We start from the raw sequence: 22,699 nt of genomic DNA on the forward strand, positions 1-22,699 counted from the left end.
TTAAATTTATATTTTCTCAACAGTTATATTTTTCAAGGCTTACAGCCCAAAAATAGAGGACTGAACGGTCATCCATAATGCTTTGCATTCCCTATTAATATAGTTTATTTTTCAATCAATTTTTAGTGCTTCACTTTTGGCTGTACTCCCTTTCCCTCTTTCCTTGTTGAAGGTATTTTCCATGTTAAAGATGACTGATGTTCTTGGACAAAATCTTGTTCAAAACTTCGCCCAGGCTTTAGTTTCTTCGACCGATCTTAATGCAGAGCAATTGAATCAAGGCATCTTGAATGCGTCTGATTCTGCCCTCAAAGATGCTATTGTGCACTTCTTTAACCAGATTGATGCCACTGAAGCTGCGAAATCGCTTGAAATTCCGGCTGAGCGCATCGTTGCATTACAACAAGGTATTGCACTGAAAGATGAACAATATCTTGCTGATACTGCCAAAGTCGTGGCTCTTTGCCTGGCAATGGAAACTGGTAGCCTAGATCAAGTCGAGGTTTATGACTGTCTGCAAGACTACCCAATGTAAGCTATCCAGATTGATAAAATAGTGACTCAAAAAGCGATGCTAATGCATCGCTTTTTTTATGGCACTCGTTATTTATAAAACTTCCTACTGCAAAGACGAATGATTAAAAAAACAGCTTATCAATTTACGCCATACCATTTTTAAAATTTTATCTAAGCAAAACCTTTCTATTCTTTATTTAATAAATTCAAATAAAAACAAATACCTATATTTAAAGCTGTTAATTATTTCATTTTTTGATTTGATTATCTTTTTTTCTTTTTTGTGTGCTTATCGATTTATCGATATGAATGTAAAAAATTTAATTCAAGATTGAGATATTCATGAAAAAAACATTAAGAACTTCGAGTCTGAATTTACTCGGCCTATCTATTTCTCTCTTTACCGGCTTGGCTAACGCAGCAATTCCATCTGAATTAAAATTGGACTATGCCTATTATGCACCAACCAGTCTGGTGGTCAAAGAACAGAAACTGCTAGAAAAAGCTTTACCAAAAACCAAGATTAAATGGGTATTTAGCCAGGGCAGTAACCGTTCACTCGAATATCTAAATAGCGGTAGCACAGATTTTGCTTCTACTGCAGGTTTAGCAGCAGTGCTTAGCCGCGCCAATGGTAGCCCGATTAAAACAGTTTATATCCAGAGCCAGCCTGAATGGACAGCACTGGTCGTCAATAAAGATTCGAATATCAAATCACTGAAAGATTTGAAAGGTAAAAAGATTGCTGCCACTAAAGGTACAGATCCTTTTTTATTTACCTTACAAGCCTTAGATACGATTGGTTTGGGCAAACGCGATGTAGAGCTCGTTCATTTACAGCATCCGGATGGTAAGACTGCGTTGGAGCGTAAACAGGTCGATGCCTGGGCAGGCCTTGATCCTTTAATGGCATCTGCGCAGGCGCAGTCAGGTGCCAAATTGCTATATCGCAATGTCAGCTTTAACTCTTATAGCGTACTGAGCGTAAAAGACCAGTTTGCCAAATCCAGTCCGGAAGCGATTGAAGCGGTGATTAAAGCTTATGAACAGGCACGTAAATGGGCGAAAGCCAATCCCGACAAATTGGCTGAATTGCTAGCACGTGAAGCCAAGCTCCCGATTGAAGTCGCTAAGCTTCAACTCAGCCGTACCAATCTGGATCAAAATATTCCAACCACCAAACATACCGGGGCATTACAAAAAGCCGGTCGTATCCTGACTGAAGAAGAACTGGTTCGTAAAGGAACCAATGTTAATCAGGTCGTGACTCAATTATTTGATGCCCGTTATGCAAAAAAGGTTGTAACTAAGTAATGGCTATACCGAAAAGCATCTCGGAACAGTTAAGCGTGGAAGAACAGCCAAAATCCGCTGTGCTACCACGCAGCATTTCGCTGATCAAAGCCCTCACCCTGCCTGTTATTTTTATCGTACTGGTTGAAATACTGGTCCGTAATGGCGTGATCGAACCTTATCTGTTGCCTGCACCGAGTAGCCTATTTCAGTCCTTTACTGAACTGGCTGAGGGCGATTTATGGCAACACATTTGGACCAGTAGCTGGCGGGTGTTTCTTGGCTTTGGAATTGGTAGTGGATTAGGACTGATCTTTGCAATCCTAGTGGGGTTAAACAGACATGCAGAAGATTTTCTGGAACCAACGTTTTCTGCAATTAAATCTATTCCAAGTCTAGCCTGGATTCCTCTACTCCTGCTTTGGTTAGGGATTGATGAATCTTCTAAAATCACCTTGATTGCGATTGGTGCCTTCTTCCCGACCTATACCAATACTGTGGCTGCGATTCAGGGGGTGGATCGTAAGCTGATTGAAGTCGCAAAAGTCTATCGCCTGAAATACTGGCAACAGGTTCAGCAGATTGTATTGCACGCTGCCTCACCGGGAATATTGACTGGCTTAAGGAATAGCCTGAGTTTGTCCTGGATGTTTATGATTGCGGCTGAATTGATTGCAACCACTCAAGGGATTGGCTATTTGCTTAGTGATGGCCGTGAGACTTCACGTCCCGATATTGTGATTATTGCCATTATCCTGTTGGCAGTCCTAGGCAAAATTACGGACAGTATTATGAAGCTGTTTGAAACCCGCTTACTGCGCTGGCGAGATGTGATTAGAAATTCATAATTTATTTAATAAAAGAATTAGAAAAGCGACCTATCCAGGCATTGCTGTCCCACAATTTTTCACAAGAGGAAGCTCAAATGAGCTTCCTCTTGTTTTATGGGTATTTTATCGGGTGAAAATAAAGCTTTTAAAGTTCTTCTTTCAAACAAATTCACTTGAATTATTCTGAGTAAACGTTGAACTGTCCAACCTGTTTTTCCTAAATGTTGAGCGAAACTTACCAATAAATAGGCGATCATCGCAATCCAGATTTGTGTCTGAATTGCGTTCCTGCTGCGGCCTAGAAACGCTTTTAATTTGAGATTCTGCTTAATCGCCTTAAAGAACAGCTCAACTTTCCAACGATCTTTATAAATCGCCGCAATGGTGGAGGCGGCTAAATGAAAGTTATTGCTGAGAAAGCTAAAGTGCTTGCCACTTTGCTGATCTCTATATTCAATTCTTCTTAACACTGGGGCTTTTCTTTTTAGGGCATGTGCGCTATTCAGCTGAATGGTTTCATCTTTTAGAATACCTTTGGATTCAAGCACTGGATGTTGCTGGATCACCTGATACACAGATTTAGGCCTAAAACGTGTGACAAATCCAATGTTTTGAGCAGTCAGATTTGCATACCATTGGTAATCGACATAGCCTTTATCAAAAACTACAATGCTGCCAGCAGGAAACTGGAATTTGCGGCCTTGTACCATGTCATTTTCTTTGCCATTTTCAACTGCAACAAACTCAGGAATATCATTGCTGTGATTCAATCCTATACTGAGTTTCATGCTGGCTTTTGAGTCGTGAACTTTGGCCCATTCACATAAGGAAAGCGACAGGTCAATATGACTGGCATCCAAGGAATACAAGGGATTCTTAAAGCGAAATTTATGAGCGACTTTTGAGTGGTCATAGTATTTAAGCAACTTGTAAAATAGCTGTTGATACAAGGCAGCAGGCTGCTGCTCATTGATTCGTGCCAGCGTGCTTCGGGGAATAGACTTTGCTCCGAGATGACTTAGCTTTTCCTGTTGGCACTCCAAATTGGATTGAATATCTCTCAGACTTTGCCTACAAGAGAATTGAGACATCAATATGGCAATAAACTGATCCCACCGGGAAGCCGCTCTAAATTTCTGTCCAACATGGTGTACTTTAGCAAGTTGTTCAAAATCCTGTCGCACAACAGGTTTAATTAGCTCATGAAATACGGTATTCTGATGTGACAAAACCTGAATCCTGGTCGTTAAAGTGTTTGTTTGCACTCATATTTTAACTGTTAGGACTCAGGTTTTTTTATTTAAAGCAAACTATGGGACAGCAGTGCCTATCCAGGTCGCTTTTTTATTAAATCAAGCTTTAAAAATTAATGCGGCCACTGACCTAAAGTTACTCGATCATTTCCGCCATAGTCTTTCACTGTACGGACCTGTTTATAACCAGCTTGAGTAAACAGATGACGAACCGCATCGCCCTGATCATAGCCGTGCTCAAGCACAACCCAGCCATTTACGGTCAGATGTTTTTTGGCTTGCTGAATAATCATCTCAATATCAGCCAAGCCATTTTTGTCTGAAACCAGCGCACGTTCCGGCTCAGTCGCCAGATCTGGCATATGCTCATCGTGTGCATCAATATACGGTGGATTAGATACAATCGCATCAAAGAACTGCCGACCAAATGGTTTTAGCCAGGAACCAAGCACAAACTGCACCTGATCCAAATCATGCTGTTCCGCATTGTATTTGGCAACTTTCAGTGTGGGTTCATAAATATCCGAAGCGGTCACAGACCAGTTCGGGCGTTCAGACGCCAGTGACAAGGCAATGGCACCGGTACCAGTCCCCAAGTCAACAATTCGCGCATCTTCCGGCAAGTCTAATTTCAGGACTGTTTCGACCAGCACTTCGGTATCCGGGCGTGGCACTAAAGTATCTTTGGTGACTTTAAGATCCAGTGTCCAGAATGGTTGTGAGCCTGTGATATAGGCCAATGGCTCACCGGCAGCAATCCTCGCCAGACCTTCGACATAGGCCTGTTCCTGTTCAGGTGTTAACTGCTGGTCTTTTTTCATTACCAGATCAAAAGCATCGATCTTGGTAATGTGTTCCAACAGCCAGGCATTTTCCTGACGTTCATAACTTTCAGGTTCACCACGTAAAGCCAGTGCTTCTTGAATGTTCATTAGCCACCATTCTGCTGTGCAAGCATGGCCAACTGATCAGCCTGATATTCACGATGCAGACTGTCTAATAGCTCAGTCAGATCACCTTCCATCACAGCATCCAGCTTATATAAAGTCAGGTTAATACGGTGATCGGTCATACGACCTTGTGGATAGTTATAGGTACGAATACGTTCTGAACGATCACCTGAACCCACCAGGTCACGGCGCATTTCAGAAGTCGCTGCATCTGCTGCGGCACGTTTGGCATTTTCCAGACGTGAAACCAACAAAGCCATCGCTTTGGCTTTGTTTTTATGCTGTGAACGTTCATCCTGACATTCCACCACTGTACCGGTTGGAATGTGAGTAATACGCACCGCAGAGTCAGTTTTGTTAATATGCTGACCACCGGCACCTGATGCGCGGTAAGTGTCGATACGCAAGTCAGCCGGATTAATATCGACTGAAGTATCCACATCCACTTCTGGAAGAATTGCTACCGTACACGCTGAAGTATGTACACGACCTTGAGATTCTGTTGCAGGCACACGTTGTACACGATGCGCACCACTTTCAAATTTCAGGCGACCATAAACGCCTTCACCATTCACCAGGCAGATGACTTCTTTATAGCCACCGTGCTCACCTTCATTTTCAGACAGGATTTCGATACGCCAGCCTTGAGATTCCGCATACTTGCTATACATACGGAACAAATCACCCGAGAAGATCGCCGCTTCATCACCGCCGGTTCCGGCACGGATTTCTAAATAAGCAGAGTTGGCATCATTCGGATCTTTTGGAATCATCAGGATATTCAAATCAGCTTCAAGCTGTTCGATCAGGGCTTTATTTTCCTTAATCTCTTCCTGCGCCATTTCCTTAAAGTCAGGATCAGACAGCATGGCTTGCGCAGTTTCAATATCTTCTTCAGCCTGTTTGTACTTGGTCCAAACGCTGGTAATCTCGGTTAAATCATTATGTTCACGTGATAACTGGCGAAAACGCTTATTGTCCGAAATCACTTCAACATCTGCCAATAACGCAGTCAGTTCTTCATGACGGTCAGAGAGTTGGTCTAATCGTAAACGTAACGATTCTTTCATTTTCTAAAAAATCTCAAACATAAGGCTGTGACTAAACAGTGATTTAGCACAGCGAAATCAAAAAATTGCGCCTAGTTTAACGATTCTCTGGGTCAATGAACATCATTATTCAGTAAGTCAGTGCTTAGATGCAGCAATGTCACCGCCATTTGTTAACAAATATAAATAAAATCTTCAGTTTTGGATTTTTTCTGCTCAATTCGATCCTTATTTATTTCTCATTTTACAAATTGGCAAATAAACACATTAAATATGGAGGTAGATCTTCACATTCTTTTGGGCATGATTTGTTACATTTTCTGCGTCGAAACACACTAACATATGAAAGTCCTATCAGGGACACGGAGTTACAACATGAAACTCAATGCAATTTTACTGAGTGCTGCAATGGCTGCAGGCTCAATGATGACAGTGAGTGCGCATGCAGACAGTACTGCACGTGTGGCAGCAGCAAGTGCTTTAGGTAGCGTTGCTGGTACTGCACTGGGCAAAAACATGGGGGGCAACACAGGCGCAACAATTGGTGCCGCGTTAGGTGGTGCAGGTGGTGCTGCTGTTGCAAGTAACAAGAAAAACCGTACCTCATCTGCAATTGGTGGTGCTTTAGGTGGTGGTGCTGGTTATACCGTAGGTAAAAACATGGGCGGTTCTAATGGCGGCTACATCGGTTCAGCACTTGGTGCTGCGGGTGGTGCAGCATTAGGTAATAAAATTTCTAAAGATAAAGCAGCTGATCGTGCCAAAGCGAATCGTGCTAAACACTGGAAAAAACGTCACCGTTAATTTCTTGGCCTCAGGCTCTTTAAATTCGACGCTACATTTAACATTAAAAGCACCTGTTTGGGTGCTTTTTTTTATTATGCGTTCAACGCATCCAAATTCATGTAATACATCAACTTATTCGAACAAGATCATGAATAAATTAAGGAGATAAAAATCACAATTCGCCAACACTGCCTCCATGCTATTTGACGGTTGCTAGATTAAATTTATCTCATCAACAAATACAGCTAGATATATAAAAGGTGTACTCATGAATTACAAATCTCTAATGATCGCTGTCGTAGCAACCTCAGCCATGGGTATGACAGCCGCCAATGCCGGAAATACAACGAATACGGCTTTAGCTTCTGCTTTGGGTGGTGTCGTTGGTGCCGCAGTGGGCAATAAAATGGGTGGCACAACTGGCGCGACAATCGGTTCTGCGATTGGTGGTGGTGCTGGTGCCGCAGTAGCAGCGAATAAACGTGACCGTAATGGCGCGATTATTGGTGGTGCGTTAGGTGGTGGTGCTGGTTATGCCGTAGGTAAAAACATGGCGGGTTCTAATGGTGGTTTAATTGGTGCTGCATTAGGTTCTGCAGGTGGTTCTGCCCTTGGTAAAAAAGTCAGCGAAGACCGTCGTTATGATGACCGTTATGACCGTCGCTATAGTTCAAAAAACTATCGTACTAGCAACTACCGTTATAACCACCGTCGCTAAGATTTCCTCTATTTACCCTTCCTCCTTGAATAAGCATCTTCGGATGCTTATTTTTTTGTCTGTTATTTTGGTTTACATATATATCGATTTTTTTCGATATACAAATACAATGCAAAGTCGTATGCTCTTAGTCATGTTTATTCAAGAGTAATATTATGCGTACGCTTACCGATACCCAGTTCTCTATTCTCGAACTGGTTCCAGTTCGTGACGATAAGACCATTCAATTCTCCCTGCAACATGCGCTGGAATTAGCTCAGACCGCAGAACGTCTAGGTTATAGCCGGATGTGGCTGGCCGAGCATCATAATATGGATGGTATTGCCAGCTCAGCGACCGCCGTCCTCTTAGGCTATTTACTGGCAAATACTAATAGCATCAAACTTGGCTCTGGTGGCATTATGCTGCCAAACCATGCACCCTTAGTGGTAGCAGAACAGTTCGGCACATTAGCAACTTTATACCCAGATCGTATTGAACTGGGACTGGGTCGTGCTCCTGGTACCGATCAAATGACCATGCGTGCTTTGCGTCGTGGCCGTCAGGAAACTGAAGATCAGTTCCCGCAGGATGTTTTAGAAATTCTGCAATACTTTAAAGATCCGATTCCAGGCCAACGCATTGTGGCAACTCCAGGCCAAAGCACACACGTACCTGTGTGGTTATTAGGTTCGAGCCTGTTTAGCGCACAACTGGCAGCAAAACTCGGTCTACCCTATTCTTTTGCATCTCACTTTGCTCCGCGGATGCTTGGTCAAGCGATTCAACTGTATCGGGACAATTTTGAACCGTCTGAATATCTTGATCGTCCTTATGTTTCTATGGGCGTACCAACTTGTGTCGCAGATACAGATGAAGAAGCTGAATATCTGGCAACAAGTGCTTACCAGCGTGTCCTTGCCCTGATTCGCGGTCAAAGCCTGAAATTGAAAGCGCCGATTGATTCTATGGAAGGACTCTGGTCACCACCTGAAAAGATGTCTGTCGATAATTTCTTTGCCATGGCACAAGTGGGTTCTAAAGAAACTGTTAAAGCCGGTCTGGAAGCACTCCTAGCAAAATATGATGTAGATGAGTTTATCTTCACCTGTGACATCTATGACACAGAGAAACGTCTGCATAATTTTGAATTGCTGATGCAAATCAAAAACGGGCAATAATGCTGTCTTGCTTTGCCTAATTTATTCTGATCTATATACCCACTCTTAGGAATGGGTATATTTTTTAAAACTTTGTTTGAAAATTTTAAGTCTCCAAATGGATAAATTCATGTCTAAGATGGAACTCCTGTTCTTTAATACATCTATCTCTTATTAAAAATACAATAGAAAAAAGAATGACTGTCTAAGTTAAATTTTGAACTTTACCGTTCTAGGGCTTTTGTTAATATCTATAACAAAGCAAATAAGACCAATTATTAAATAATTTCAAGGAAAAACAATGTCCACCAAGCAGGATGCATACGCGGGTATATTTGAGAATCGTCCCGAAAATTTCCAGCATTTTACTGGCATTAAAGTACCCTCTTCTCAGCTCGCTGAACTTGACTGTGCCGGAAAAGATATTGCGATTATCGGTACGGATCAATTTACCGTAAGCCAGCTCAACAAGATTAGCCAGCAAGCTCGCTCAGTAAAAGTTTTCCAGATTAATCCGCAATTTGTATTGCCAGGTACTGAACGTGGTTTACAGCGGTTATTAAATCATCCATTGATCATTAAAAATCGACGCCTATTTAATAACCGCATTAAAAGCATTTTATCATTACGTTATCTAGAAAATCAGGTACAAAATTTATGGCTCAGACGCCAGCTCATGCCAAATCTTGCAGCCGCATCCAAAGTTTATCTTAAATCAGATCACTATTATGCTGCTCTGCAACGTGAAAATTGCCAGCTGATTACCTGGCCTATTGCAAAAATTTCCGAAAATAGTATTCATTGTATTAATGGAGATGAACATCAGGTTGAGCTAATTGTGCATACTTTTCAATCAGCAAGTTAATCTGTTTTTAGCACATAAGATTAAAAATTCGGAGTGTATTTGGAAAAATTTAGCTCTGCAAAATTGAATTTTTGATTTCATTGAATAGCAAAAAAGTTTAAAAAACAATCACTGCATTTTTTATTAAAATATTGAATATTTCAACAACTTATAATATTCATATTTTATTTCTATGAAAGCAGTATTTTTATTAATTTTTATCTATAAATCAGAGCCAAACTGAAGTCTGGCTCTGAATTCTTTTTAGCCAATTCGACGTTTTAGTCCTGTCATCTGTAAGACACGCGTTGAGATTTCTTCAATCGACATTTCCGAAACATTCAGGTACTTTATCCCTTCCGAAATATAGATGCCTTCAATTGCACGCAGTTCCATCTGACACTGGCTAAAGCTGGCATAACGGCTGTTGGCCTTACGTTCTGTACGAATTGCAACCAGACGTTCTGCATCAATCATCAAGCCAAAAAGCTTGTTTTTATGCGGTCTTAGCACTGCTGGCAGGCGGTTATCGTCCAGATCTTCTTCAGTTAGCGGATAGTTCGCTACACGAATTCCAAATTGCAGAGACAAATAAATTGAGGTTGGAGTCTTACCGGAACGCGATACGCCAATCAGGATCAGATCAGCCTTATCATAGTGACGCGTACGCGCACCATCATCATTGTCGAGCGCAAAATGTACGGCATCAATACGTGCCTTATAAGACTCAGAATCGGTCACCGCATGGGTCTGACCGACTAAAGTCGTAGGTTCAGTACCAAGCTCTTCTGATAATTTACTGATAAGCCCTTCAAAAACATCAAGATTTACTGCATTTGCAGTATTAATGATGTCACGCACATAGGGATCCACCAACGTATCGAAAACCAAAGGTTTTTGACCGTCTTTTTGGGCACGTTCATTGATCTCTGTGACCACATTCATGGCCGCTTCTTCAGAGCTAATATAAGGGATAATATGAATGTCAAAATCCACATGCGGAAACTGCGCTAACAGTGAGTGGCCAAGGGTTTCAGCAGTAATGGCAGTACCATCGGAAATAAAAAACACACTCCGCTGAATTTGTTTACCTTCTGACATTAAAATTCTCCTCAAACATTTGTCTTAGTACTATATAATCTTTATAGTAAACCGATCTTACATGACTGTCGCTTAGTAAAATCAAAAACCTAGAAGATTTGCTATACTCTCATGCCAAGATAGTGATTAATACTGCAAAAGTGGAGTAACAACTTTGGAAGCGCGCGTAATTGGTCTAGAAAAATTAGGGAAGCACGATGTTGAGCTTGTAGGTGGGAAAAACTCATCTCTGGGCGAAATGATCAGCCACTTATCTAATGCTGGTGTATCAGTACCAGGTGGCTTCGCAACAACAGCTGCTGCTTATCGTGAATTTCTCGAGCAAAGTGGCCTAAACGCTAAAATCAATGCAGAGCTTGCTGCACTTAACGTTGATGACGTCAATGCACTTGCTGAAACTGGTGCAAAGATTCGTCAATGGATTGTGGAAACTCCACTTACTGCTGAACTGGAAAAGGAAATTCGTGCAGCTTTTGCAGAACTTTCAAACGGCAACCCTGACATCGCGGTTGCCGTTCGTTCATCTGCGACTGCAGAAGACTTACCTGATGCTTCTTTCGCAGGTCAGCAAGAAACCTTCCTGAACATTCGTGGTATCGATAACGTTCTGATCGCGATCAAAGAAGTGTTTGCATCTTTGTACAATGACCGCGCGATCTCTTACCGTGTACACCAAAACTTTGCGCATGACGTGGTTGCTCTTTCTGCAGGCGTACAACGTATGGTTCGCTCAGAAACTGGTGCTGCTGGTGTAATGTTCACTCTAGATACTGAATCAGGCTTCCGTGATGCAGTATTCATTACAGCTTCTTATGGCTTGGGTGAAATGGTAGTTCAGGGTGCAGTAAACCCGGATGAATTCTATATTTCAAAGCCGCTTCTAAATGCAGGCAAACACGCTGTACTGCGCCGTAACTTAGGTTCTAAACATCAGAAAATGATTTATGGTGAAGAAGCCGCTGCGGGTAAATCAGTTGTTGTAGTTGATGTAGAAAAAGCGGATCGTCAACAATTTGCATTGAACGATCATGAACTGCAAGAATTGGCTAAGCAAGCACTGATCATTGAAAACCACTACGGTTCTCCAATGGACATCGAGTGGGCGAAAGACGGTGATGACGGCAAAATCTACATCGTTCAGGCGCGTCCTGAAACTGTGAAGAGCCGTGAAAATGTCGGCACGATGGAACGCTACCTGTTAAAACAACGTGGTACTGTAATCTGTGAAGGCCGTTCAATCGGTCAACGTATCGGTTCTGGTAAAGTCCGCATCGTAACTTCAATTAAAGAAATGGACAAAGTACAAGACGGTGATGTACTTGTATCTGATATGACTGACCCGGATTGGGAACCAGTAATGAAACGTGCTGCTGCGATTGTAACTAACCGTGGTGGTCGTACTTGTCACGCTGCAATCATTGCACGTGAGCTTGGTGTTCCAGCTATCGTAGGTTGTGGTAATGCAACCGAAGTCCTGGTTGACGGTCAGGAAGTAACTGTATCTTGTGCTGAAGGTGATACTGGTTTCATCTACGAAGGTGCATTGGATTTCGAAATCCAAACCAACTCTATCGAATCTATGCCAAAACTTCCGTTCAAAATCATGATGAACGTAGGTAACCCGGATCGTGCATTTGACTTCGCGCAAATTCCGAACGAAGGTATTGGTCTTGCTCGTCTAGAGTTCATCATCAACCGTATGATCGGCGTGCATCCTAAAGCATTATTGAACATCGATAGTCTGCCACGTGAAACTCGTGCTGCTGTACTTGCCCGTACTGCAGGTTATGCATCTCCAATCGAATTCTATGTAGAAAAACTGGTTGAAGGTATCTCTACTCTTGCTGCTGCGTTCGCTGACAAACCAGTGATCGTACGTATGTCTGACTTCAAGTCAAACGAATACGCTAACCTGATCGGCGGTAAACTGTACGAACCTGAAGAAGAAAACCCAATGTTGGGCTTCCGTGGTGCAAGCCGTTATGTATCTGACAACTTCCGTGACTGCTTCGAACTTGAATGCCGTGCACTGAAAAAAGTTCGTGACGAAATGGGCCTGACTAATGTTCAAATCATGATCCCGTTCGTACGTACTGTTGCTGAAGCTAAACGTGTTATTGAGCTATTAGGTCAAAACGGTCTGAAACGTGGTGAAAATGGTCTTAAAGTGATCATGATGTGTGAATTGCCAACTAACGCTTTGTTAGCTGAACAGTTCCTTGAACACTTCGATGGTTTCTCTATCGGTTCAAACGACTTGACTCAATTAACGCTTGGTCTTGACCGTGACTCTGGTATCGTTTCTCACCTATTTGATGAACGTGATCCAGCAGTAAAAGCGCTTCTTTCTATGGCCATCCATGCTTGCCGTAAAGCCGGTAAATATGTAGGTATCTGTGGCCAAGGTCCTTCTGACCACCCAGATCTTGCACAATGGCTGATGGAACAAGGTATTGAATCTGTATCTCTTAACCCAGACTCAGTATTGGATACCTGGTTCTTCCTGTCTGAAGAGAAAGCTCAAAAGGCTTAATTCACTCTATAAGAAAAGACCCTTTCATAGGGTCTTTTTTTATGTTCTCAATATTACCTAGATACTGTCTTAATCACATTTATAGTTAAGCGGTTAATCATATGTTTTTGATTTAGCTGAAATCAAATTATTTATATAAGCATAAGCTTCTTAGTGTAATGACAAACAAATACCAACAAACAACATGAGAAAAAATTGCATAATTAAATTTAAGTGAATTTTCACATCTTGATAGCAAAATCATCAATCCTTGCTACACTGTCTCAATTATGGAGGAATTTGGTGATGAACGTTCTTGAAAATCCTAAACTTATCCATATATTACACTTATATTCTTTTATTTGTTTTCAGCCTGAAAATACTTAAACTCCTAGTTCAATTTTTGTCTAAATTTATATTTTGAGATTCAGTTTATATGCAGATTTACTTGGCACGAAATAATCAACAAGCTGGCCCATATACGCTCGAGCAATTAAATCAGATGCTTGCCAACCAACAAGTACTTCTGACTGATTTGGCCTGGCATCAAGGTATGACCGAATGGAAAGCTTTAGGTGAACTCACCCAAGGGAAACTGATCTATCAGCCTGAAGGCTATGTAGCACCAGAAACGCCAGCAACACAGACCTATCAGGCTCCACAGAACGCAAATGAGTCAAGTACAGACCATCTTCGTGCCCGCAGTTCTCAAAATGTTGTAGCAAAAAAAGAACTGGCGAGTATTCCAAGCCGTATTTTAGCCAAGATTGTGGATCTGCTTTTATGGCTGCCTGCGACGTTTATTTTGACCGCATTTTTTACTCCTGAACAGGAAACCCAGTTTGCACAACTGAACCAGGAGTTTATGAATGTGATGTTAAGTAGTGACGCTGACCCTGCTCTGGCACAGCAACTACAAACTCAGATGTTTGACATGTTTTCACAACAGGCATGGATTGCGACTGCAATTTACCTGGTGATCATGCTCGCTATTCAGGCCTTTCTGATTGCCAAATCGGGTCAAAGTATCGGTAAAAAACTGACTAAAATTAAGATCGTAGATGCTGAGACTGGTGAAAAAACCAGCTTGATGCGTGCCTTCACTATTCGCAGTGTGTTCTTTATTTTCCTGAATATTATCTTCATGCCACTCAGCACAATCATTGACTGGGCGTTCGGTTTAGGGCAAAAACGTCAAACCGTGCACGATAAACTGGCAAAAACTCAAGTCGTTAAACAATAATTAGTTATGCCATAAAATGGGATGTTTTGGCATCCCATTTTCCTACATAACTTTGAAATTACAATAAAATTCCTATAAATATTCTTGAAACTCGACCGACAAAATCGGTTTTTATTACAGTCATTTAAAGCACCTTTATATATAGCTTAGTTTGGCAATATCAGGCATAATGCCCTACAACGTAGCGGTGTATTATGATTAGAAAGGTGTTTTGTAAAAAAACGGCCTCTTTTATCATGCGACACTTTAATCGCTATCCCATATTAAATTAGGGAATGGGACTCTTCACCGAGGTTGTAAAATGAGACAAACGATTTTAGCTGTATTGTCTTTATCAACGATGGCTGCACTTTTAACAGGGTGTGGTGGTGATCTAGTACTTCTGAACTCTAAGGGTCCAGTTGCTGAAGGCCAAAGTAGCCTGATGATGACTGCGATTTACTTAATGCTGTTGGTGGTAATTCCATCAATTATCATGGCATTATGGTTCGGTTGGAAATATCGCGCATCGAATAAAGACGCAGACTATAAACCTACATGGGCACACTCTACTGCAATTGAAATTGTAGTTTGGGGTATCCCTGTCATTATTATTGGTATTTTAGCTTGGTTAACTTGGTGGGGTTCCCACAAGTACGACCCATACCGCCCACTTGAGGCAGATAAAGCACCATTAACAGTTCAGGTCATTGCTGAACAGTTCAAATGGATCTTCATCTACCCAGAACAAAACATTGCGACTGTAAACGAAATTCGCTTCCCAGAGAAAACTCCGGTAAGTCTTCGTTTGACTTCTAACTTCACGATGAACTCATTCTTCATCCCTGCGTTAAGTGGTCAGATCTATGCAATGGCGGGTATGCAAACTCACCTGAACTTAATGGCAGACGAAACTAGCCCAGCTGAAGGCTACCGCGGTTTCTCTTCTAACTATTCAGGCTATGGCTTCTCACAAATGCGCTTCCGTGCACATGCTGTGACTGATGCTCAGTTTGCTGAATGGGTAGCTGCAGTTAAAGCAGGTAACGGTACTTCAGTAAATCCAGAAGCAGTTCAAAAAACTGTTTTAGACCAAGCTGAATTTGCAAGCTTGCGTGACGGTAACCGTGGTAAACACCAAATCGAAGCGATTATTGCAAAAGCTACGACTCCTGAAGAGAAGGCTGCTGCTGAAGCAATGAAGCCTTACCCAACTAAGCCACATCCAGTGACTTACTACTCTTCTGTTGAGCAAGGTTTGTTTGAATCTGTGATCAATAACTACATGAGTAACTATCACGGTGCTGATCACTCAGCGTCTTCTGTTGCTCACCAGGAAGCAGCTGCTTCTGAAGCACATGTAGATGTTGAACATGCGACTGCTTCTCAAGGAGAATAATTCATGAGCTTCTTAGGTAAGTTAGGTCCAGATGCAATTCCGTACGATCCAATCGTACTGGTAACTGTTGCAATGATGATCTTAGGTGGTATCGCAGTTGTTGCAGGTATTACCTACTTCAAAAAATGGGGCTACCTGTGGAACGAATGGTTCACATCTGTAGACCATAAAAAAATTGGTATCATGTATATCTTTGTATCAGTGATCATGCTGGTACGTGGTTTCGCCGATGCGATCATGATGCGTCTTCAGCAGTTCCTTGCAAAAGGTGGCGGCGAAGGTTACTTGCACCCAGAACACTATGACCAGATCTTCACCGCACACGGTGTGATCATGATCTTCTTCGTGGCAATGGGTCTTGTTGTTGGTTTAATGAACATCTCTGTACCGCTTCAAATCGGTGCACGTGACGTTGCATTCCCATTATTAAACTCTTTAAGCTTCTGGCTGTTTGCTGGTGCTGCAGGTTTGATGATGGTTTCACTTGCTCTAGGTGAATTCGCTGCGACTGGTTGGATGGCTTATCCTCCACTATCAGGCATTGAATACTCTCCTGGCGTCGGTGTGGATTACTACATCTGGGCACTGCAGATTTCAGGTCTGGGTACGCTATTAACGGGTGTTAACTTCTTCGTTACCATCATCAAAATGCGTGCGCCTGGCATGAAACTGATGGAAATGCCAATCTTTACCTGGACATCTTTATGTACAGCAGTATTGATTATCGCGGCATTCCCAGTATTGACTGCTACTATTGCAATGCTGTCTCTTGACCGTTACTTCGGCTTCCACTTCTTCACAAACGAGCTAGGCGGTAGCCCAATGCTTTATGTGAACTTGATTTGGACTTGGGGTCATCCAGAAGTATACATTCTGGTATTGCCAGCATTTGGTATTTACTCTGAAGTTGTATCGACTTTCGCTCGTAAAGCGTTGTTCGGTTACAAATCAATGGTATATGCAACAGTTGCAATTACAGTATTGTCATTCGTTGTATGGGTCCACCACTTCTTTACCATGGGTGCAGGTGCCAACGTTAACGCGTTCTTCGGTATCATGACCATGATTATTGCGATTCCTACTGGTGTAAAAATCTTCTCTTGGTTGTTCACCATGTACAAGGGTCGTATTGTTTACACTACCCCAATGCTATGGACACTTGGCTTCCTTGTGACTTTTGGTATCGGTGGTTTAACAGGTGTATTGATGGCAGTTCCACCAGCGGACTTCCTGGTACACAACTCTTTATTCCTGATCGCTCACTTCCATAACGTAATTATTGGTGGTGTAGTATTCGCGATGTTCGCGGGTATCATCTTCTACTGGCCGAAAATGTTCGGTTGGAGACTGAATGAGACTTGGGGTAAAGCAGCATTCTGGTTCTGGTTCTTCGGTTTCTACTTTGCATTCATGCCACTTTATATCCTTGGTTTCATGGGTATGACTCGTCGTCTGAATACATTTGATAACCCAGACTGGGATCCGTATGTAAACATCGCAATGTTCGGTGCAGTTCTTGTTGCACTTGGTATTGTATGTTTCATCATGCAAATCGTTGTTGGTTTCCTACAACGCGATCAACGTCTAGATTTGACTGGCGATCCATGGGATGGTCGTACGCTTGAATGGGCTACATCTTCTCCTGCTCCGTTCTATAACTTTGCTCATCTTCCAAAGATCAATGGTATTGATACTTTCTGGATCGAGAAAGAAAACGGTGTTGCTTATGCAAAACCTACGAAGTACGAAGATATCCATATGCCGACTAACCGTGCTGCTGGTTTCATTATCGCAATGTTCATCACTGTTATGGGCTTCGCGTTAATCTGGCACATCTGGTGGTTAGTAGCGGTTACTTTCGTAGCAGCTATCATCAGCTTCATCGTGTCTTCTTTCACCAAGAAAGTGGATTACTATGTTCCTGCTGCTGAAGTTGAGCGTATTGAAGGTGAACGTTATGCGATCCTTGAAAAACACTTGAAGAAGGACTAAGACCATGGCTGAAGTACTTCATCACGATAACCACGGACACGATGAGCATCATCATCACGATGATACCGACATCACTGTCTTTGGTTTCTGGACTTACTTGATGAGTGACCTTATCCTTTTCGGTACACTCTTCATTGCATTCGCTGTTTTAAGTAGCCACGTTCCATTAGGCACTCCAAGCGCGCGTGATCTGTTTGGTGATTCATTAGGTTTCGTTTTAACTGAAACGTTTGCCCTTTTGATCTCTTCCGTAACTTTTGGTTTTGCCGTTCTAGCTGCCTACAAGAAAAACGTTGGTCAGGTTCTTACCTGGTTAGCGATCACTTGGTTATTTGGTGCTGCCTTCATCGGTATGGAACTTTATGAGTTCAATCATTTAGTTCATGCTGGTCATGGCCCTAGCACTTCTGCGTTCCTGTCTTCGTTCTTTACGTTGGTAGGTACGCACGGTATCCACGTGACTTCAGGTTTGGTATGGATGATCGTGTTAATGATTCAAATCAAGAAATATGGTTTGACTCTACCTAACACTCGTCGTCTTGCGTGCCTAAGCTTGTTCTGGCACTTCCTTGACATCGTATGGATCTGTGTATTCAGCGTAGTTTACTTGATGGGAGTTCTATAATGAGTCATGATCATAACGCTGCTGGCGAATCACACGGTAACATGAAGCAATATACTGTTGGCTTCATCCTGTCTGTTGTCCTTACTGTAATTCCATTCGGTATGGTCATGGCAGGTGGTTTTAGCCGCGGTATCTTGATTACTGCTATTGCAATTACTGCAGTCGCTCAGATTCTTGTGCAATTAATTTACTTCTTGCACATGAACTCTTCTTCAGAGCAACGCTGGAACGTAATTGCATTTGTGTATACCATCTTAACCATCGCTATTCTTTTAGTGGGTTCTGTATGGATCATGAACTACCTGCACTACAACATGATGATCTAAACTGGTTGTCATGCTGAAAAAGTATTTATTCCTGACTAAGCCAGGAATTCTCTTCGGTAACTTTGTTACCACTTTGGGTGGCTACTTCGTAGCCACTCAAGGTTCTGTAGATTTCCTTCTCCTGCTTCTTACCCTTATTGGTACTACTCTAGTAGTGGCATCAGGATGCGTGGTCAATAACGTTATTGATCAGGACATCGACCAAAAAATGCAGCGCACTCAAAATCGCGCACTTGTCAAAAAAACCATATCTGTACCTGTTGCTCTCGCCTTTGCTTTTGTATTGGGTCTGATCGGTTTTGGCATTTTATGGTTCTGGGTAAATGCATACGCTTTCCTATTCGCAGTTATTGGTTTTGTCGTATACGTTGGTTTTTACAGCTTATGGACAAAACGAACAACTATTCACCAAACACTGGTAGGCAGTATTTCTGGCGCAGCACCGCCTGTGATCGGCTATACCGCAGTTGCAAGCCAGTTTGACCTGGGTGCCCTACTGATTTTTCTTGGGTATGCACTCTGGCAAATGCCTCATTCATGGGGAATTGCAGTTTACCGTTTTGAAGATTACAAAAATGCAGGCATTCCAATTCTGCCTGTCGCCCGTTCAATTCGACGCACCAAGATCGAGTCTTTGATCTACGTGATATTGTTCGGAATCACCATGAATGCTTTATTTGTTTATGGTTATGCAAACTGGATCTATCTGGTGATATTGAATCTGATGACGCTTTACTGGATCTATCTCAGTATTCAGGGCTTTAAAGCTGAAGATGATCAGGCATGGGCAAAACAGTATTTCATGTTCTCGGTCAAACTGATTACCGTGATCAGTATTATTTTCAGTTTTACTTCTACTGCCCCACAGAATCCAATCATATTTTTTTAAGAAGATAGAGTTTTACTCTATCTTTTTTATTTCTCCTGCTAAATACCTAGTTCCTTTCAAGCTTACTTAAAGTAACTTTGTTTCTTCTAGAAATTTCCCTCTTGTAAATTTTTCATTTGTTTCCATACCTGCTTAAACATTCATCATCTGGCAAGATTTGCTTGTATTTCAGCCCCAAAACCACTAAACTTCACGCTTCGCATATTATGCGACACAACCAAGGTTGTGACTCCTTGCTTCAATTTCACTTAAATTGGGGCTGTTTAAACCGTAAGGAGCTGACAATGCGTCACTACGAAATCGTACTATTGGTACATCCAGACCAAAGCGATCAAGTTGTGGGTATGGTAGAACGTTACCTAACTCACATCAAAGAAGCTGAAGGTCAAATCCACCGTCTTGAAGACTGGGGCCGTCGTCAATTGGCTTACCCAATCAACAAGATCCACAAAGCTCACTACATTCTGATGAATGTTGAGTGTGGTCAAACTACTCTTGATGAGCTAGAAGAATTGTTCCGTTATAACGATGCAATCATTCGTAGCCTTATCATCCGTCGTGAAAACGCTATCACTGAAGAGTCACTATTGGCTAAGAGTGCTGAAGAAAAACGTGCGCGTAAAGCTCAACGTGAAGAAGCACAACAAGCTCAAGACTCTGCTGAAGCATAAGGAGAACCTAACATGGCACGTTTTTACCGTCGTCGCAAGTTCTGCCGCTTTACAGCTGAGAACGTTACGTACATCGACTACAAAGATATCGACACTTTAAAACAGTACATCACTGAAAACGGCAAGATTGTTCCTAGCCGTATTACAGGTACTAAAGCTCGTTACCAACGTCAGCTAGCACTTGCTATCAAACAAGCTCGCTACTTGTCTTTGATCCCTTACACTGACAATCATAAGTGAGGTTGAGCTGTGGATATTATCTTATTACAACGCATTAAAAACCTTGGTAAACTTGGTGATAAAGTTTCAGTTAAAGCTGGTTACGGCCGTAACTACTTGATCCCTCAAGGTAAAGCAGTTGCAGCTACTGAAGCTAACACTGCTGCTTTTGAAGCTCGTCGTGCTGAACTTGAGAAACAAGAAGCTGAAGTATTAGCTGCTGCTCAAGCACGTGCTGACCAATTGAACGAAGTTAACATCGTAATCACTGCGAAAGCTGGTGATGAAGGTAAACTGTTCGGTTCAATCGGTACTCGTGACATCGCTGACGCGTTGACAAATGCTGGTCTTACAGTTGACCGTGCTGAAGTTCGTCTTCCAAATGGCGCGCTTCGCAACACTGGTGAATTCAACATCGCAATCCAATTGCACCATGATGTTGCTGCAGAAGTTCTGGTTACTATCGTAGCTGAGTAATTTCTCACCGAAAAAAGGGCATGCTTTGGCATGCTCTTTTTTTTATCTCTAAAAAATATAATCTGCTCAACAGTAGAAAATTCAATTTATTCTTCGCGTTCACAAAAAATTGCACTTCGCATTTTGGATCAGACCGCGTATCATTTCATCTCGTAGTGAATAAACCTTATTCATCTCCGACAATATTTGACCATTGTATTTAAAATCAGGGATTTATATGTCACAGGCGAATGCCAGCAAAAAGGCACCTACCGCTAAACCAGAAATTGTTGCTGATACCCAACTCAAGGAGTTCCGTACTCCTCCGCACAATTTAGCGATTGAACAGGCTGTACTTGCTGCCCTTATGACTGTGGCTGAATCTTTTGAACAAGTCGGCGATGTACTTACCGAAAATGATTTTTATGCGACCCGGCATAAATATATTTTCCGTGCCATTGAACAGCTTTCTAAAGAAAACTCGCCTTATGATGCAGTACTGGTTCATGACTGGCTCATCAAACAGAACTTACTCGATGCGGTCGGTGGTGAAGAATATTTAATGCAGCTGATGGCTGACTCCCCTTCAAGTTTCTATAACCTGGAAACCTACGCAGGTAAAATTAAAGAGTTCTCTACTTTACGTAGCATGATCAAGGTCAGCTCTGAAATTTTACAGAATGCCTATGACACTAAAGGCCGTCCGGTGAGTGAAATTCTGGATCTGGCTGAAACTAATATTTTCTCGATTGCCGAACAACATAATAACAATGCCAAGGCTCAAGGCCCAAAAGCGATTAACACAGTTGTAGCTGATGTATTCGATAAGCTAAATGAACTATCTCAACTAGAAGGTTCAATTACCGGTTTGACTACGGGCTTCGTAGAACTGGACAATAAAACTTCCGGTATGCAGGCCGGCGATTTGATTATTGTCGCAGCCCGTCCTTCTATGGGTAAAACCACCTTTGCCATGAATCTGGTCGAAAGTGTGCTGTTTAACAACAACCTCCCTGCGCTGGTCTATTCGATGGAAATGCCAGCGGATTCGATTGCGATGCGTTTGATTTCCTCTTTCGGCCGGGTGCATCAAGGTCACTTACGTGCTGGTAAAATGGATAGTGATGAGTGGTCAAAAGTGACCAGTACCATTGTGCATTTACAGGAAAAGCATCTTTATATTGATGACTCCTCTGCACTACCACCGACTGAGGTTCGTGCACGTGCACGTCGTATTGCCAAAATGCATGGTGGTAAACTTGGTTGTATCATGGTCGATTATCTTCAGTTGATGAAAGTGCCGGGTATGGGTGATAACCGTGTAGGCGAGATCTCGGAAATTTCCCGAAGCTTAAAAGCCTTGGCCAAAGAAATGCAATGTCCTGTGATTGCCTTATCACAGTTGAACCGTTCTCTGGAGAACCGTCCAAACAAACGCCCGGTGATGTCTGACCTTCGTGAATCTGGTGCGATCGAACAGGATGCCGATTTGATCATGTTTATTTACCGTGACGAGGTTTATAACAAGGAATCGAAAGAAGCCGGTACTGCCGAGATTATTATCGGTAAACAGCGTAACGGTCCAATTGGTACAGTTCGTCTGGCATTTGAAGGTCAATATACCCGTTTCAGTAACCTCTCTCCTGAGTTCTATGCCCAGTATGATGATGAAGAGTAAGCACTCAAGGTTAATCTGATTCCAAAAAAGAGGCCGAAATGGTCTCTTTTTTATTTAGAATGCCTGCTGTGCATGAAATTATATAAATGAGCATGTCCATTTATAGTAGATAGGTCTACAATATTTGCAATTTTGAAATGACCGCTTTTGTTTTCACAATCCTGTTATTTCTCTCCCTCTTTTGTGTGTTCCACACGATATTATTTTTGTCATCCCGCAGGAGTATCTAGG

The 22,699-nt window shown here is 42.2% G+C and carries 22 protein-coding genes; 18 read left to right on the forward strand and 4 right to left on the reverse strand.

Going from position 1 to position 22,699, the window contains the following annotated elements; translation table 11 throughout:
- Positions 1-181: 181 nt before the first annotated feature.
- From O4M77_RS08265 to O4M77_RS08275, 3 genes are all read left to right on the forward strand, one after another.
- A complete protein-coding gene (locus O4M77_RS08265) occupies positions 182-535 on the forward strand; it encodes a hypothetical protein (protein WP_004783846.1) in 354 nt (117 codons plus the stop codon).
- Positions 536-858: 323 nt separating this feature from the next.
- The gene (locus O4M77_RS08270; protein WP_323713319.1) at positions 859-1,830 is read left to right on the forward strand and encodes an aliphatic sulfonate ABC transporter substrate-binding protein; all 972 of its coding nucleotides are present in this window, start codon (positions 859-861) and stop codon (positions 1,828-1,830) included.
- A complete protein-coding gene (locus tag O4M77_RS08275) occupies positions 1,830-2,657 on the forward strand; it encodes an ABC transporter permease (RefSeq protein ID WP_323713320.1) in 828 nt (275 codons plus the stop codon). Before O4M77_RS08270 ends, O4M77_RS08275 begins: the two co-directional genes overlap by 1 nt.
- Positions 2,658-2,716: 59 nt before the next feature.
- Here the strand turns inward: O4M77_RS08275 and O4M77_RS08280 are convergent, their stop codons facing one another.
- From O4M77_RS08280 to prfA, 3 genes are all read right to left on the reverse strand, one after another.
- On the reverse strand, positions 2,717-3,868 hold the full coding sequence (locus tag O4M77_RS08280) for an IS4-like element ISAbe18 family transposase (RefSeq protein ID WP_194088144.1): 1,152 nt from the start codon (positions 3,866-3,868) through the stop codon (positions 2,717-2,719).
- Positions 3,869-4,005: 137 nt separating this feature from the next.
- Positions 4,006-4,824, reverse strand: coding sequence for a peptide chain release factor N(5)-glutamine methyltransferase (gene prmC, locus O4M77_RS08285; protein ID WP_004783853.1), 819 nt, complete (start codon positions 4,822-4,824; stop codon positions 4,006-4,008).
- Positions 4,824-5,912 carry a peptide chain release factor 1 gene (prfA, locus tag O4M77_RS08290; RefSeq protein ID WP_004783856.1) on the reverse strand — a complete coding sequence of 363 codons (1,089 nt, stop codon included), beginning with the start codon at positions 5,910-5,912 and terminating at the stop codon, positions 4,824-4,826. Before prfA ends, prmC begins: the two co-directional genes overlap by 1 nt.
- A gap of 354 nt (positions 5,913-6,266) precedes the next feature.
- Between prfA and O4M77_RS08295 the strand changes: the two genes are divergently transcribed.
- The 4 genes from O4M77_RS08295 to O4M77_RS08310 all read left to right on the forward strand — a co-directional run bounded on the left by O4M77_RS08295 (position 6,267) and on the right by O4M77_RS08310 (position 9,399).
- Positions 6,267-6,695 carry a glycine zipper domain-containing protein gene (locus O4M77_RS08295; RefSeq protein ID WP_034171622.1) on the forward strand — a complete coding sequence of 143 codons (429 nt, stop codon included), beginning with the start codon at positions 6,267-6,269 and terminating at the stop codon, positions 6,693-6,695.
- A 250-nt stretch (positions 6,696-6,945) separates the two neighbouring features.
- Positions 6,946-7,395, forward strand: a complete 450-nt coding sequence (locus tag O4M77_RS08300) for a hypothetical protein (protein ID WP_004783858.1) — start codon at positions 6,946-6,948, stop codon at positions 7,393-7,395.
- Between the two features lie 155 nt (positions 7,396-7,550).
- The gene (locus O4M77_RS08305; RefSeq protein ID WP_312088366.1) at positions 7,551-8,555 is read left to right on the forward strand and encodes an LLM class flavin-dependent oxidoreductase; all 1,005 of its coding nucleotides are present in this window, start codon (positions 7,551-7,553) and stop codon (positions 8,553-8,555) included.
- A gap of 280 nt (positions 8,556-8,835) precedes the next feature.
- Positions 8,836-9,399, forward strand: coding sequence for a flavoprotein (locus tag O4M77_RS08310; protein WP_323713321.1), 564 nt, complete (start codon positions 8,836-8,838; stop codon positions 9,397-9,399).
- 243 nt (positions 9,400-9,642) lie between these two features.
- Here the strand turns inward: O4M77_RS08310 and O4M77_RS08315 are convergent, their stop codons facing one another.
- On the reverse strand, positions 9,643-10,479 hold the full coding sequence (locus O4M77_RS08315; protein ID WP_004783863.1) for a pyruvate, water dikinase regulatory protein: 837 nt from the start codon (positions 10,477-10,479) through the stop codon (positions 9,643-9,645).
- 154 nt (positions 10,480-10,633) lie between these two features.
- Between O4M77_RS08315 and ppsA the strand changes: the two genes are divergently transcribed.
- The 11 genes from ppsA to dnaB all read left to right on the forward strand — a co-directional run bounded on the left by ppsA (position 10,634) and on the right by dnaB (position 22,468).
- Complete coding sequence (gene ppsA / locus O4M77_RS08320) at positions 10,634-13,012, forward strand: phosphoenolpyruvate synthase (protein ID WP_004783865.1); 2,379 nt, start codon at positions 10,634-10,636, stop codon at positions 13,010-13,012.
- A 415-nt stretch (positions 13,013-13,427) separates the two neighbouring features.
- Entirely contained in the window at positions 13,428-14,234 is an 807-nt protein-coding gene (locus tag O4M77_RS08325) for an RDD family protein (protein ID WP_200228715.1), read from the forward strand.
- Between the two features lie 301 nt (positions 14,235-14,535).
- Positions 14,536-15,612, forward strand: a complete 1,077-nt coding sequence (gene cyoA / locus O4M77_RS08330; protein WP_005236020.1) for a ubiquinol oxidase subunit II — start codon at positions 14,536-14,538, stop codon at positions 15,610-15,612.
- Positions 15,613-15,615: 3 nt separating this feature from the next.
- The gene (gene cyoB / locus O4M77_RS08335; RefSeq protein ID WP_175967748.1) at positions 15,616-17,604 is read left to right on the forward strand and encodes a cytochrome o ubiquinol oxidase subunit I; all 1,989 of its coding nucleotides are present in this window, start codon (positions 15,616-15,618) and stop codon (positions 17,602-17,604) included.
- A 4-nt stretch (positions 17,605-17,608) separates the two neighbouring features.
- Positions 17,609-18,229 carry a cytochrome o ubiquinol oxidase subunit III gene (cyoC, locus tag O4M77_RS08340; RefSeq protein WP_004783873.1) on the forward strand — a complete coding sequence of 207 codons (621 nt, stop codon included), beginning with the start codon at positions 17,609-17,611 and terminating at the stop codon, positions 18,227-18,229.
- Complete coding sequence (locus O4M77_RS08345) at positions 18,226-18,555, forward strand: cytochrome o ubiquinol oxidase subunit IV (RefSeq protein WP_171064814.1); 330 nt, start codon at positions 18,226-18,228, stop codon at positions 18,553-18,555. Before cyoC ends, O4M77_RS08345 begins: the two co-directional genes overlap by 4 nt.
- A gap of 10 nt (positions 18,556-18,565) precedes the next feature.
- A complete protein-coding gene (cyoE, locus tag O4M77_RS08350; protein WP_180017553.1) occupies positions 18,566-19,444 on the forward strand; it encodes a heme o synthase in 879 nt (292 codons plus the stop codon).
- A 284-nt stretch (positions 19,445-19,728) separates the two neighbouring features.
- Positions 19,729-20,115: a 30S ribosomal protein S6 gene (gene rpsF / locus O4M77_RS08355; protein ID WP_004696436.1), complete on the forward strand. Its 387-nt coding sequence runs from the start codon at positions 19,729-19,731 to the stop codon at positions 20,113-20,115.
- A 12-nt stretch (positions 20,116-20,127) separates the two neighbouring features.
- Complete coding sequence (gene rpsR / locus O4M77_RS08360) at positions 20,128-20,355, forward strand: 30S ribosomal protein S18 (RefSeq protein ID WP_004278792.1); 228 nt, start codon at positions 20,128-20,130, stop codon at positions 20,353-20,355.
- Positions 20,356-20,364: 9 nt separating this feature from the next.
- Positions 20,365-20,811 carry a 50S ribosomal protein L9 gene (rplI, locus tag O4M77_RS08365; RefSeq protein ID WP_004783880.1) on the forward strand — a complete coding sequence of 149 codons (447 nt, stop codon included), beginning with the start codon at positions 20,365-20,367 and terminating at the stop codon, positions 20,809-20,811.
- 217 nt (positions 20,812-21,028) lie between these two features.
- The gene (gene dnaB, locus O4M77_RS08370) at positions 21,029-22,468 is read left to right on the forward strand and encodes a replicative DNA helicase (RefSeq protein ID WP_004783882.1); all 1,440 of its coding nucleotides are present in this window, start codon (positions 21,029-21,031) and stop codon (positions 22,466-22,468) included.
- Positions 22,469-22,699: the final 231 nt, after the last annotated feature.

Source organism: Acinetobacter sp. YWS30-1 (assembly GCF_033558715.1).
GTDB lineage: Bacteria > Pseudomonadota > Gammaproteobacteria > Pseudomonadales > Moraxellaceae > Acinetobacter.

What these genes read in the sequence shown, in the direction of transcription:
- cyoE (WP_180017553.1), top strand. Translation starts at nt 18,566, where the DNA reads ATGCTGAAAAAGTATTTATTCCTGACTAAGCCAGGAATTCTCTTCGGT.
- O4M77_RS08265 (WP_004783846.1), top strand. Translation starts at nt 182, where the DNA reads ATGTTAAAGATGACTGATGTTCTTGGACAAAATCTTGTTCAAAACTTC.
- rpsF (WP_004696436.1), top strand. Translation starts at nt 19,729, where the DNA reads ATGCGTCACTACGAAATCGTACTATTGGTACATCCAGACCAAAGCGAT.
- O4M77_RS08270 (WP_323713319.1), top strand. Translation starts at nt 859, where the DNA reads ATGAAAAAAACATTAAGAACTTCGAGTCTGAATTTACTCGGCCTATCT.
- prfA (WP_004783856.1), bottom strand. Translation starts at nt 5,912, where the DNA reads ATGAAAGAATCGTTACGTTTACGATTAGACCAACTCTCTGACCGTCAT.
- rpsR (WP_004278792.1), top strand. Translation starts at nt 20,128, where the DNA reads ATGGCACGTTTTTACCGTCGTCGCAAGTTCTGCCGCTTTACAGCTGAG.
- prmC (WP_004783853.1), bottom strand. Translation starts at nt 4,824, where the DNA reads ATGAACATTCAAGAAGCACTGGCTTTACGTGGTGAACCTGAAAGTTAT.
- O4M77_RS08310 (WP_323713321.1), top strand. Translation starts at nt 8,836, where the DNA reads ATGTCCACCAAGCAGGATGCATACGCGGGTATATTTGAGAATCGTCCC.
- cyoA (WP_005236020.1), top strand. Translation starts at nt 14,536, where the DNA reads ATGAGACAAACGATTTTAGCTGTATTGTCTTTATCAACGATGGCTGCA.
- cyoB (WP_175967748.1), top strand. Translation starts at nt 15,616, where the DNA reads ATGAGCTTCTTAGGTAAGTTAGGTCCAGATGCAATTCCGTACGATCCA.
- O4M77_RS08305 (WP_312088366.1), top strand. Translation starts at nt 7,551, where the DNA reads ATGCGTACGCTTACCGATACCCAGTTCTCTATTCTCGAACTGGTTCCA.
- O4M77_RS08300 (WP_004783858.1), top strand. Translation starts at nt 6,946, where the DNA reads ATGAATTACAAATCTCTAATGATCGCTGTCGTAGCAACCTCAGCCATG.
- dnaB (WP_004783882.1), top strand. Translation starts at nt 21,029, where the DNA reads ATGTCACAGGCGAATGCCAGCAAAAAGGCACCTACCGCTAAACCAGAA.
- cyoC (WP_004783873.1), top strand. Translation starts at nt 17,609, where the DNA reads ATGGCTGAAGTACTTCATCACGATAACCACGGACACGATGAGCATCAT.
- O4M77_RS08295 (WP_034171622.1), top strand. Translation starts at nt 6,267, where the DNA reads ATGAAACTCAATGCAATTTTACTGAGTGCTGCAATGGCTGCAGGCTCA.
- O4M77_RS08325 (WP_200228715.1), top strand. Translation starts at nt 13,428, where the DNA reads ATGCAGATTTACTTGGCACGAAATAATCAACAAGCTGGCCCATATACG.
- O4M77_RS08315 (WP_004783863.1), bottom strand. Translation starts at nt 10,479, where the DNA reads ATGTCAGAAGGTAAACAAATTCAGCGGAGTGTGTTTTTTATTTCCGAT.
- O4M77_RS08275 (WP_323713320.1), top strand. Translation starts at nt 1,830, where the DNA reads ATGGCTATACCGAAAAGCATCTCGGAACAGTTAAGCGTGGAAGAACAG.